The following is a 12,396-nucleotide window of genomic DNA, read 5'->3' as shown; positions in this document are numbered from 1 at the left end:
GCTCATCAAGCAACTAAGGCCGACGAGCACGACGCGACCGGTCTGGCCGGGGCTCCACCCCTCCGGCTTCGGCCAGACCGTTCGCTTTTGTTCTAACGCCGCGCTCAGGCCGCGGCTTCGGCCACCGCGCGCGATGGATACGGATCGCGCCAGCCCGGCAACGCGTCGATGCGCGCATACCAGTCGCGGACCCGGGCGAAATCCTCCAGCGGCATCCGCGCCTGCTGCGCCCACGGCAGCATGGTGGCGACGGCGAAATCGGCGACGGTCGGAGTCTCGCCGAGCAGATAGCGGCGGCCTTCGAGTTGGCTGTCGAGCACCTTGGCGAATTGCAGGAAGTACTTGGTCGCCTCTTCGATCGCCGGCTCCGACGGCTGGCCGAGTCCGAACTCGGCCTTCAGCACCCGCTCGAAGAACAGCACGCCGGCATGACGGCTGAAGTGGGCGGTGCTCCAGTTGATCCAGCGCAGCAGCTCGACCTGCCGCGCCGGTTCGGCCGGCCACAGGTCCGACCCCATCGTCTGAGCCAGATAGGAAACGATCGCCGGCGCTTCCCACAGCACGGTGTCGCCGTGCACCAGCGCCGGCACCTTGCCGTTCGGATTGACGGCGAGGAAATCGGGCCGGCGCTGCTGGCCGGTCTTGAGATCGACATGGACGAACTCGACCGGAGCGCCGAGCTGACGCGCGGCCGCGCAGGCCAGTCGCGCATTGGGGGTTTCGCAGTAATACAGCGTCATTGCTTGCATTGCGGAATTCCTCGTGGCGGAAGGACAGGCGGATTCTGCGGCGGGTATTAATATGTTCAAGAACATAATTAGAATCGTGCTAAACCGGTCGCGGCCGGGGTTTCACCCGCCCGGCTCCGAAATCGAACCCGTCTCAGGCTTCCCTCGCCCGCCGCCATGCCCTATTCCCTGGAACACAAAGCCCAGACCCGCGCGCGCATCGTCGAATCGGCCCGGCGCTTGTTCAACCGGCACGGGTTTTCCGAAGTTTCGATCGACCAGATCATGGCCGAGGCCGGCCTGACCCGCGGCGGCTTCTATAACCATTTCCAGCGCAAGCAGGATCTGTACTCCGAGGTCGTCAGCCACATCCTGCATTGCTCGCCCGGCCTGGGCGGCGCGCCGACCCACCGCGATGCCCGGCAACTGGCGGCCGAATACCTGTCGGACCGGCATCAGGCCGATATCGACCACAGCTGTCCGCTGATTTCGTTCTCCTCCGAGGTCGCCCGCGGCGACGATTGCGTCCGCCAGGCCTACACCCAGGTGCTCGACAGCCTGATCGGGCTGCTGCAGCGCTCGCTGGGCGAAAGCGAGCATGCGCGCGAACGCGCGCTGACGATGGCGACGCTGTGCGTCGGCGGCGCGATGCTGGCGCGCGCGGTCGGCGACGCCGATCTGAGCCGGCAGATCCGCCAGACCGCCCTGTCGCAGGTTCTGGCGATGGCCGATGGCGCGATGCAGACCGGCCCGGATGAGCCGCCCCCGGGCCACGCCTAGACCGCCGTCGCAGGTTTGCCGGCACCCCGTGCAGCCTCTATGCTGCGGGCCTTTCTGTGCTCCGGCACAGCACTTCGCCGCGCGAGCCCAGAAGCCCGATCCCGAATGAATGAACCGCTGAACGACGGCCTGCAAGGCCAACCGCATGCCATCGTCGAACGAGACGGCGTCCGCTACACCCTGCTGGGCACCGCGCACGTCTCCCAGGCCAGCGTCGATGCGGTCCGCGATGCAATCGGCAGCGGCCGGTACGACGCGGTCGCGGTCGAGCTCGACGCCCAGCGCCTGCAGGCGCTGACCGATCCGGACGCGCTGGCCAAGCTCGACCTGATCCAGGTAATCCGCTCGGGCAAGACCGCGCTGTTCGCGGCCAATCTGGCCCTCGCCGCGTATCAGCGCCGATTGGCCGAACAACTGGGCATCGAGCCGGGCGCCGAACTCAAGCGCGCGGTGCTGGAAGCGCGCCAGCGCGAGCTGCCGGTGCATCTGATCGACCGCGAAGTGGGTCTGACCTTCCGCCGCGCTTCGCAGCGGCTGGGTTTCTGGGGCCGGGCCAAGCTCGGCGTCGGCCTGATCAGCAGCTTGTTCGCCGCCGATGAGGTCGGCGAGGAAGAAATCGAGAAGCTCAAGCAAGGCGACATGCTCGAATCGAGCTTCGGCGAGTTCGCCGCCGAGAGCCCGCAGTTGTACGAAACCGTGATCGCCGAGCGCGACAGCTACATGGCCGCGCGCCTGCGCGAAACCGTCGGCGAGTCGCGCGAAGTGCTGGCGGTGATCGGCGCCGGCCATCTGCAGGGTCTGGCCAAGCATCTGCGCGAAGACAAGGAAGACCCGATCGCGCAGCGTACCGCGCTGGAGCAGGTGCAGACCAAGAGCAAGGTGCCGTGGGTGATGATCGTGATCACCTCGCTGATCCTGGCCGGCATCGGCTGGGGCTTCTGGAAGGGCGGCGCGGCGATGGGCGCGGACCTGCTGCTGCAGTGGGTGCTGTTCACCGGCGGCCTGGCCGCGCTGGGTTGCCTGATCGCCGGCGGCCATCCCTTGAGCATCATCACCGCCGCGGTGGTCGCGCCGCTCAAACCGTTCCGCCCGGGCGTGCCTACTGGCGCGCTGAGCGCGTTGGTGGAAGTGCATCGACGCAAGCCGGCTTACGGCGATTTCATGGCCTTGCGCGATGACGCGCAGACGGTGAAGGGCTGGTATCGCAATCGAGTGGCGCGCGTGGTGCTGAACTTCATGCTGACCAATATCGGTACGGGTATCGGGGTTTGGTTGGCTGGGTTTCGGATTGCCAGCAAGTTGGTGGGGTAGAAGCAAATCCCCCCTGCCCCCCTTTTTCAAAGGGGGGAACTGCCTCTCATCGAGGCGGTGCTGCTGCCGGAATTCGGCGCCCCTCTTTGAATCGGTGCCCACTTTGAAAAAGGGGGCGAGCGCCCGACGGTGGTTCGTTTCGAGTTGAACCGTCGCGCGGGGGATTTGCTTTGCGCGTTCGACGGGGTCGATGAGCTTGCGCGGGTAGAAGCAAATCCCCCCTGCCCCCTTTTCAAAGGGGGGAACTGCCTCTCATCGAGGCGGCGCTGCTGTCGGAATTCGACGCCCCCCTTTGAATCGGTGCCCACTTTGAAAAAGGGGGCGAGCGCCTGACGGTGGTTCGTTTCAGGTTAAACCGTCGCGCGGGGGATTCGCTTTGCGCGTTTGACACGGGTCGATGAGTTTGCGCGGGTAGAAGCGAATCCCCCCTGCCCCCTTTTTCAAAGGGGGGAACTGCATTTCATCGAGACCGCGCCGCTGCCGGCAATTACGCCAACGCCGGCGCCTCACCACCGCGCGCGGGCTTGCCGCGCGCGCGGCGCACCAGCACCGAGGTGCCTTCGCGCATGTCGTCGAGGATCGCGTAGATCGTCGGCAGGAACAGCAGGCTGACCACGGTCGAGAACGCCAGGCCGCCGGCGACGGCGCGCGCCATCGGCGAATAGGCCAGGCCGCCGAGCACGACCGTGTCGCTGAGCGAGATCGGGATCATCGCCAGGATCGCCGTGCCCATCGTCATCATGATCGGACGCAGACGTTCGCGACTGCCTTCCACCAGGGCCTCGTTGCGCGACAAGCCGCGCCGGCGCAGGTTGTTGATGTGCTCGACCATGACGATGCCGTTGTTCACCACCACGCCCATCAGCACCAGGATGCCGATGAAGGCCATGATCGTGAACGAGCTGCCGGTGAGCCAGAACAGCCAGAACACGCCGAAGATCGAGAACACCACGCAGCTCATGATCGCCGCCGGGAACAGCAGCGATTCGAACACCGCCGCCATCACCACGTAGATCATCACCAGCGCCAGCACCAGATTGATCATCATCTGCTTGCCGGCGTCGTCGTCGCGCTCGAACGAGCTGCCGTCGAAGGTGTAGCTGTAGCCGGCCGGGAACGCGACCTTCTTCAACGTCTCTTCCATCGCCTTGCGCGCTTCGGGCGTGGTGGTCTTGGCGTTGAGGTTGGCCTGGATGGTCAGCGTGGTCTGGCGGTTGTTTCGGTTGATCTGGCTGGCGGTCGGGCGCACGTTGACATCGACCATCGCCAACAGCGGCACGCTGCGGCCGTCGGGCGAACGCACGGTGAACTCGGACAGGTTCTCGATCCCGAACTTCTCAGCGCCGGCGAAACGCGCCCACACCGGAACCTCGGTCTCGCCGCGCTGGAAATCGCGCAACTGGGCGCCGCGCAGGGCCAGGCCGACGAAGCGCGAAACTTCCTCGACGCTGAAACCGAACGAGGCCGCGCGCTCGCGGTCCACCCGCACGTTGAGCTCGGAATTGCGATCGCCCACGTCCACGCGCACATCGCGCAGCTCCGGACGCCGCGACAGGATCGGCACGATGTCGCCGGCCAGTTCCGACAGCGTCTCGGTCGAATCGCCGACCAGTTGCACCTGCACGCTCTTGCCGTCCTGCCCGCCGCCGCCACCGCCGTCGCCGCCGTCCAGGCTGACGACGATCTCGGCCTTGGCCGACTTGGGCAGCACCTTGCTGATGCGCTCGGTCATGGCCTTGGTGTTTTCCACCTCGCCATCGACGAACTGCAGGCGCGTGCCGGCGTTGCCGCCGTTGTTCTCGCTGAAGAACGAGTAGATCTGCTTGATGTGGAATTCCTTGCGCCGAGGCTCCAGGAACTGCTCGGTCTTGAGGATTTCCGCCGACATCTGATCGCGGGTGTAGTTGCCCTTCCAGTGATAGGCGATGAAAGCTTCCTTGCCGCCGTCGTTACCGAACATGTCGAACTTGGTCATCATCATCGGCACGATGCTCAGCGCCACCACCAGGATGATGCCGATCACGCTCAGGCCGCGATGTTCCAATGTCCAGCGCAGGAAATGCGCGTAGTTGCGCTGCAGGCGCGGGATCAGGCCGGTGGTCTTGTTGACCGCCGGCGGCGTCTTCATTCGCGCCGAGATCATCGGGATCAGGCTGACCGCGACCAGCCACGACGCCAGCAGCGACACCGAGATGGTGATCGCGATCTGCGACATGAAGATGCTGATGTTGTTGGTCTCGCCGATCAGGTTCGGCAGGAACACGATGCAGTGGCACAAGGTGCCGGCCGACAGCGCGATGGCGACGTGGCGGGTGCCGATGATCGAGGCCAGCTGCGGCTGCTCGGGCATCTTCTCGCGTTCCTGGTAGATGCTCTCGACCACCACCACCGCGTTGTCCACCAACATGCCCACCGCCAGCAGCAGGCCCATCAGCGACAACACGTTGAGGGTCACGCCGACGAAGTGCATGAAGCCCAGGGTCATCACGAAGCAGATCGGAATCGCCAGGGTCACCATCAGCGTCGACGGCCAATGGCGCAGGAAGAAGAACAGCACCGCGATCGACAGCAGCAGGCCGATCGCGCCGGCCTCGCCGAGTTCGAGCAGCGAGTCGGTGACTTCCTCGCCCTGGTTCTGCACCACCTTGATTTCGATGTTGCTCAGCGCCGGTTGCGCGCGGATCGCCTCGACCTCGGCCAGCGCCAGCTTGGAAACTTCCACCAGATTGGCGCTGCGTTCCTTGAAGATGTCCAGGCCGATCGCCGGACGCCCGTCCAGGCGCCGGCCGGTGTCCAGGCGCGCGGGCTTGAGGCGGATGTCGGCGATGTCGCGCAGCTTCAGGCCGGAGGTGCTGATCACCAGGTTGCGGAACTGCTCCAGGTCGATCACCTGACCGATCGGCTGCACCCGCAGGCGGCGCCCGCCGTCTTCGATCTCGCCGGCGGAAATCGAGAAGTTCAGCGCCTGCAGTTTCTTGGTCAGAGTGTTGAGGTCCACGTCGTGCGCGACCATGCGGTCGGGCAGGATCGCGATCTCGACCTCGTTGGGCGCCGCGCCGCCGATCTCGACCTTGGCCACGCCGGGAATGCGTTCGAGCCGGCGCTTGAACTCGCGGTCGATCAGGTCGTATTCGCGGCTCAGGTCCATGTCGCCGGCCAGTCGCACCTGCAGCACGGCCTGATCGGAGCTGGACCACTTGAACACGAAGTAGCGCTGAAAGCCGTCGGGCAGATCGTCCATGATCGCGTCGATGCGCTCGCGCGCGTCCGAGGCCGCGATCGAGATGTCGCGGTCCCAGTCCTTGAACTGCAGGAAGATCGAGGCGCCGGTGGCGGTCGCGTTGCCCTGCATGCTCTTGATGCCGGTCATCGTCGCCAGCGCTTCCTCGGCCGGACGCATGATCGTGCGCTCGACTTCCTCCGGCGTGGAGCCGTCGTAAGGCAGCTGGATGAACAGGAACGGCGCGGAGATGTCCGGCAGCGACTCCAGCGGCAGCCGCACCGCCGCGATCAAGCCGATCACGAACATCGACACGAACAGCATGATGGTCGTGATCGGCCGCTTGATGCTGATCTCGGCAACGCTGCTCATGTCAGTGCGCCTCGGCCAGCGGGTCGTTGTCGTGGCCGATCCGGTCCTTGGCCGCATCGGCTTCGCGCTGCGCCTTGCGCACGCGATTGCGGTAGTACTCGTCGCCGCGGCGGTCTAGCAGATCGTAGACCACCGGGATYACCACCAAGGTCAGCAGCGTGGACACCAGCAGGCCGCCGATCACCGTGATCGCCATCGGCGAGCGCACTTCGGCGCCCTCGCCGGTCGCGATCGCCAGCGGCAGGAAGCCGAACAAGGTGCACAGCGTGGTCATGATGATCGGGCGCAGTCGCGAACGCGCGCCTTCGATCAAGGCCTCGCGCTTGGGCATGCCGTGCTCGCGCAACTGATTGACCTTGTCGATCAGGATGATGGCGTTCTTCACCACCAAGCCCACCAGCAGAATCAAACCGATGAAGACCACTACCGACACCGCCGAACGCGTCAGCAACAACGCCAGCACCGCGCCGACCAATGCCAGCGGGATGGTGAACAGAATCACGAACGGATGCAGCAGCGATTCGAACTGCGACGCCATCACGAGGTAAACGAGGAAGATCGCCAAGCCGAACGCGAACAACAGCGAATTGATCGACTGCTGCAGCTCCTCGCCCTGGCCGCCGATGTGCATGCGCACTTCCGGGCTCAACGGCTGCTCGCGCACCAGCTTCTCGACTTCGGCGATGGCGCCGCCCAGGTCGATGTCGCGCAGGTTCGACGACACGATCGCCACGCGCACCTGATCGGCGCGGTGGATTTCGCTGGGGCCAGTGGTGGCGATCACGTCGGCCACCGATTCCAGAGTCACCGGACGGTTGCTGCCGGGATTGACGATCAGACGGCGGATGCTTTCGATCGAAGCGCGATCGGATTCGCGCGCGCGCACCAGCACGTCGATCTTGCGATCGCGGAAGCTGTAGCGGGTGGCGACATCGCCGCGCACCTTCTTGACCACCACGTCGGCGATGTCGCGGGTGGCCAGGCCGAGCGCGCCGGCGCGGTCCTGGTCGAAGCGGATCTGGATCTCGGGGAAACCCTGCTCCACCGTCGACTTCACGTCGGCGAAGTGCTCGCTGCCGCGCAACATCTTGGCCATCTGCTGGCCGGCGCGCTGGATGGTTTCCAGATCCTGGCCGCGCAGTTCGATTTCCAGCGGCGTGGAGAAGCTGAACAGCTGCGGACGGGCGAAATCGACCTGCGCGCCCGGATGGCCCTGCATGGTGCGGCGCAGGCGTTCGGTTTCTTCCGCTTCGATCTGCTTGCTGCCGCCGTCGGCCATCACCACGGTGATCTTGCCGATGTTCTCGCCGCTCTCGGTCGGGTTGGCGTCCAGCCGCGTGCCGCTGCCGCTGACGCCGAACCAGGCATGGATGCCCGGGTCTTTCGCGTGCTTTTCCTGGATCTCGCGCACCAGCTTGTCGGTTTCGCGCAGCGGCGTGCCCGGCGGCAGCTTGACGGTCATGTCGAAGCGGTCCTGGGCGAGCTGCGGAATCAGGTCGGCGCCCAACAGCGGCACCGCCGCCAGCGTCGCGGCGAACGCCAGCGCCGCCAGCCCCAGCACCAGCACGCGATGGCCCATCGCCGCCGGCAGCAGCTTCAGATAGCCGCGTTCGGCGCGCGCATACGGCGCCATCGCGATATCGCTGGCCTTGCCCATGACAGGGCCGACCACCGCGGCGACGCCGCGCCAGACGCGCACCACCAGCCAGGCGATGCCGAAGAACACCGAACGCACCGCCACCACGATCGCATGCGGAAACCACGCCAGCACTCGCAGCACGCCGTTCTTGGGCTGCCAGCGCGGATGCGGCGGTTCTTCCTGGAACCCCAGCGCCGGGCGGCCGCGCAAGGCGCTCAGCATCGGAATCAGGGTCATCGACACGATCAGCGAGATCGCGATCGCCAGCGCCACGGTCAGGGCCTGATCGCGGAACAACTGGCCGGCGATGCCTTCCACGAACACCAGCGGCAGGAACACCGCGATGGTGGTCAAGGTGGAAGCGACCACCGCCATGCTGACCTCGCGCGTGCCGACCACCGCCGCTTCGAGTATCCCCAGCCCGCGTTCGCGCGCCTTGGCGATGGACTCCAGCACCACGATCGAATCGTCCACCACCAGGCCGGTGGCCAACGCCAGACCGCCCAGCGACATCACGTTCAAGCTCAGGCCGAGCCGATCCATGAAGAAGAAGGTGGCGATGATCGACACCGGCAGCGACAGGCCGATCACGAACGTGCTCCAGCCGTCGCGCAGGAACAGGAAGATGATCAGCACGGCGAGGAAGCCGCCGATCACCGCGTCTTTCTTGACGTCGCTGATGGCGTGGCGGATGAACTGCGATTGGTCGTCGATCGTGGTCAGTTCCACGTCCGGCGGAATCTGCGACTTGATCTGCGCCAGCCGCGCCTGGATCGCATCGGCGGTGGACACGGTGTTGGCGTCGCCTTCCTTGTAGATCGCCAGTTCCACCGCTTCCACGCCGCCCAGGCGGATGATCGCCTCGCGTTCCTTGTAGCCCTGGCGGACGTCGGCGATGTCCTTGAGCCGCACCGGCTTGCCGCCGGCGGCGGTGGACTGGTCGCCCGAGTTCGCGCTCTGCACCGAAGCCGCCGCCGCCATCGCGTCGGCCGAGCCGGAGGCCGCGGCGACGCGCGCCATTTCCGCCGCCGCGTCGGCCGCGGCGTTGCCGCCGGCCTTCTGCGTGGTCACCAGCATCTCGCGGATTTCCGGCACGCTGGCGAATTCGTTGACCGTGCGCACCAGATAGCGCTGCGCGCCCTCTTCCAGGCGGCCGCCGGAGATATTGATGTTCTCCGCCTTCAGGCGCTGGATGACGGTGTCGATGGGCAGGTTGAGCTGGGAAATCTTCTGCTGGTCGATATCGACCTGGATTTCGTCCTCCAGGCCGCCGCCGACCTTGACCGCGGCGACGCCGTCGACCGGTTCGAGCTTCTTCTTCAGATCGTCGTCGGCGTAGCGGCGCAGCGCGGTGAGCTGGCGGATCGCCTCGCTCTCGCTGACTTTATCGCCGCCCTTGGTCGACAGCGCGATGCGCAGGATCGGCTCGGTGGACGGATTGAAGCGCAGCAGCACCGGCTTCTTGGCCTCCAGCGGCAGCTGCACGATCTCCATCTTGTCGCGCACCTCCAGGCTGGCCTGGTCCATGTCGGTGCCCCAGGCGAACTCGAGCACGACATCGCTCTGGCCGGTGCGCGAAACCGACTTCAACTTGCGCAAGCCCTTGACCACGCCGACCGCTTCTTCCAGCGGCTCTGTGATCAGGGTTTCGACCTCGGTCGGCGCCGCGCCCGTGTATTCGGTGCGCACCGTGAGCGTCGGATAACTCAGGTCGGGCAGCAGATTGACCTTGAGGCTGTTAAGCGCGATCACGCCGAACAGCAGGAAGGTGATCGTCACCATCGCCACGGTCACGCGGCGACGGGTGGAAAACTCCACCAGGTTAAAGGACGTCGTGTCCGGAAGCTGAGCCACAGTCAGTCCCCACGTTCAAAAGAGTTTCGAAGGACGCGGCCGCAGACCGGCCGCGTCGGACCGCAAGCGGTGCGCTTATTGCTTGTCGGAAGCGGGCTTGGCGGCAGCAGGCTTGTCCGCCGCGGCGACCGTGGCCGGCTTGGTGTTGATCAGCAGCACCTCGGTGCCTTCGCGCAAGGCGGTCTTGCCGGCGACCACGACCTGCTCGCCGAGCTTCACCCCGGAGCGGATCTCGGCCCAGGCGCCGTCCAGATAACCCAGCTTGACCGGCACGCGCGAGACCTTCTTGCCGCGCACCACGAACACCGCCGGATCGCCTTCGTCGTCCAGCAGCGCCGCGCGCGGCACCACCAGGGCGTCGGCGCGGTTGTCGTAGTCGATGCGCAGGCGGCCGAACATGCCCGGCTGCAGCACGCCGCCGCCTTCGAAGGAGCAGATCACGCGGAAGGTGCCGCTGCCCGAATCCACCACCGGGGCGACGCGGGCGACGGTGCCGGTGAATACCTTGCCGGGCATGGCGTCCACCAGCATCTGCACCGGCAGGCCGGCCTTCAGCGTGGCCAGTTCGCGCTCGGGGACGTTGAGCGTGGCTTCCAGCTGCGAGGTATCGACGATGCGGATGATCGGCGAGTTGATCTGGACGAAGTTGCCGGTCTTGATCGAACGCGAGGCGACCACGCCGGAAATCGGCGCTTCGACCTTGGCGTAGGACAACTCCAGCGTGGCCAGACGATTGGCGGCGCGGGCGCTGTCCAGGTCGTAGCGCAGTTGGTCGGCGTCGTTGGCGCTGAGCAGGCGCTGCTCGGCCATCTGCCGGGCGCGGGCGTAATTGGCTTCCAGCTTGCGCATGGTCGCGCTGGTCTGCGCGGCCTGCTGCTCGGCGCGGGCCGAATCCAGCCGTACCAGCACCTGCCCGGCCTTGACCAGTTGGCCTTCTTCGACCATGACGTCGAGGGCGACGCCGGAGGTCTTGGCCACCACCTGCGATTCGGCGCGCGCCTCCAGCGGCGCGGTGCCGGTGTAGCTGGCGGCGATCGCGCGCCGGGAAGCCTGCGCGACCTCGACCGGCACCGCATCGGATACCTTGTCCTTGGCTTCCTTGGCCTGCGCCTCGGCGGCGCCCGCTCCGCCCTTGCAGGCGGACAGTCCGAGGGTGCAAGCCAGGGCCAGGGCGGCCAAGGCCACCGTGCCGCGCACTGCCGGACCGCTGTTGCGGTTGTTGGTGAGTTGACGCATTCGAGACGACCCCAGTGTTCTAGAAATATTCGTCGGTTACCGGTCGTATGCCGGTGTTGTATATAGGTATATCACCGACCCGGATAGCCAACATCCGCCGAAGGTCATGATGACTGGAGCCATGCATTTATTCTGAGGCACGGTTAGCGCGAGCGCTGTCGGTCGCAGCTTGCGTGCCTGATCTGCATGGGTTCCAGTCGGCCTTGGGTCGAGCTTGCGGCGCGTTCCGGGACCGGCGTCAGTATGGATGCGTCGATGGACGACTTCGTTGCAATCGTCTCGCCGGCTATACTCGCGGACTTGTGCGCGGCTTCGGCCCCGCAGAGCCAGCCACACCTTTCGCTAGCCACTCGAGATTGCGGACTACGACATGATGCGACCGCTGACGATCGCCGCCTGCTTTGCCCTGACCCTGTTCGCCGCCACCGCGGCCGCGCAGGACCCCGCCAAGGCCCCGGCTCCCGCCGCAACGGCCGCACCCGCCGCTGCTCCCGCCGCCGCCCCGGCCATCAAGGGCAATCCGGAAACCGGCCACCAGCTCACCTATACCTGCCAGGGCTGCCACGGCGTTACCGGCTATAAAAACGCTTATCCGAACTACCACGTTCCCAAGATCGTCGGTCAGTCGCAGGAGTACCTGGTCAACGCGTTGACCGAATACAAGAAGGGCGCGCGCAAGCACCCGACGATGCAGGCCCAGGCCCAGAGCTTCTCGGACCAGGACATCGCCGACATCGCCGCCTTCCTTTCCAGCGCCAAGTGAGCCGCCCCATGACGAATCCCAGCTTCCTCAAGAGCGGCCTCGCCATCGCCACGCTCGCTCTCGCCCTGTCCGCCTGCTCCGGCGGCGGTGAAGTCCCGGCCGGCCATTCCTCGGCCGATCGCAACGAAGGCCACACCTCCTCGTCCTCGGGCCTGCCGGCCGGCAACATCGAGCACGGCAAGGCGCTGGCCAGCGACGGCGAGCGCAGTCCGACCAAGCAGTCGTGCGTGAGCTGCCACGGCGCCGAAGGCAATGCGCCGATCGACCCGACCTACCCGCGTCTGGCCGGTCAGTACCACGATTACATCGCCCACTCGTTGCAGATGTACCGCGACGGCGACCGCGAGCACGCGCTGATGTCGAGCCAGGCCAAGAATCTGAACGATCAGCAGATCGCCGATCTGGCCGCGTACTTCGGTTCGCGCGACAAGGATGTGCAGTTGCGCGATTTGCACGGTATCCACTGAGCCTGGGGCGCGGCTTGTCCGCGCCT

At 66.1% G+C, this 12,396-nt stretch carries 7 protein-coding genes and 1 pseudogene; 4 read left to right on the top strand and 4 right to left on the bottom strand.

All coding sequences use genetic code 11. The features are described 5' to 3' along the window. Nucleotides 1-104: 104 nt before the first annotated feature. On the bottom strand, nucleotides 105-749 hold the full coding sequence (locus AB4Y92_RS08355; protein ID WP_441819197.1) for a glutathione S-transferase family protein: 645 nt from the start codon (nucleotides 747-749) through the stop codon (nucleotides 105-107). A 156-nt stretch (nucleotides 750-905) separates the two neighbouring features. Here AB4Y92_RS08355 and AB4Y92_RS08350 point away from each other — a divergent pair, with 156 nt between their 5' ends. Both AB4Y92_RS08350 and AB4Y92_RS08345 read left to right on the top strand, forming a co-directional pair. Further along, nucleotides 906-1,508 carry a TetR/AcrR family transcriptional regulator gene (locus tag AB4Y92_RS08350; protein ID WP_441819196.1) on the top strand — a complete coding sequence of 201 codons (603 nt, stop codon included), beginning with the start codon at nucleotides 906-908 and terminating at the stop codon, nucleotides 1,506-1,508. A gap of 105 nt (nucleotides 1,509-1,613) precedes the next feature. Then, nucleotides 1,614-2,819: a TraB/GumN family protein gene (locus AB4Y92_RS08345; RefSeq protein ID WP_057943251.1), complete on the top strand. Its 1,206-nt coding sequence runs from the start codon at nucleotides 1,614-1,616 to the stop codon at nucleotides 2,817-2,819. Between the two features lie 487 nt (nucleotides 2,820-3,306). Here AB4Y92_RS08345 and AB4Y92_RS08340 read toward each other — a convergent pair whose 3' ends face one another. From AB4Y92_RS08340 to AB4Y92_RS08330, 3 genes and pseudogenes are all read right to left on the bottom strand, one after another. Continuing rightward, nucleotides 3,307-6,411: an efflux RND transporter permease subunit gene (locus AB4Y92_RS08340; RefSeq protein ID WP_441819195.1), complete on the bottom strand. Its 3,105-nt coding sequence runs from the start codon at nucleotides 6,409-6,411 to the stop codon at nucleotides 3,307-3,309. A gap of 1 nt (nucleotide 6,412) precedes the next feature. Then, nucleotides 6,413-9,871: pseudogene (locus AB4Y92_RS08335) on the bottom strand (efflux RND transporter permease subunit); the annotation flags it as partial. 108 nt (nucleotides 9,872-9,979) lie between these two features. Then, nucleotides 9,980-11,140 carry an efflux RND transporter periplasmic adaptor subunit gene (locus AB4Y92_RS08330; RefSeq protein ID WP_441819194.1) on the bottom strand — a complete coding sequence of 387 codons (1,161 nt, stop codon included), beginning with the start codon at nucleotides 11,138-11,140 and terminating at the stop codon, nucleotides 9,980-9,982. A gap of 373 nt (nucleotides 11,141-11,513) precedes the next feature. On the opposite strand from AB4Y92_RS08330, the gene AB4Y92_RS08325 reads away from it, so the two are divergent. Together AB4Y92_RS08325 and AB4Y92_RS08320 are read left to right on the top strand one after the other, a co-directional pair. Continuing rightward, entirely contained in the window at nucleotides 11,514-11,903 is a 390-nt protein-coding gene (locus AB4Y92_RS08325) for a c-type cytochrome (protein ID WP_057945472.1), read from the top strand. A gap of 8 nt (nucleotides 11,904-11,911) precedes the next feature. Then, nucleotides 11,912-12,370 (top strand): c-type cytochrome, encoded by a 459-nt coding sequence (locus tag AB4Y92_RS08320; protein WP_441819193.1) that lies wholly within the window; start codon nucleotides 11,912-11,914, stop codon nucleotides 12,368-12,370. Nucleotides 12,371-12,396: the final 26 nt, after the last annotated feature.

Origin of the sequence: Lysobacter sp. TAB13, assembly GCF_052113885.1 — a bacterium.
Taxonomy (GTDB): Bacteria; Pseudomonadota; Gammaproteobacteria; order Xanthomonadales; family Xanthomonadaceae; genus Lysobacter; species Lysobacter gummosus.
The sequence above is the reverse complement of the archived record's forward strand: the minus strand, read 5'-3'. Positions and strand labels throughout refer to the sequence as shown.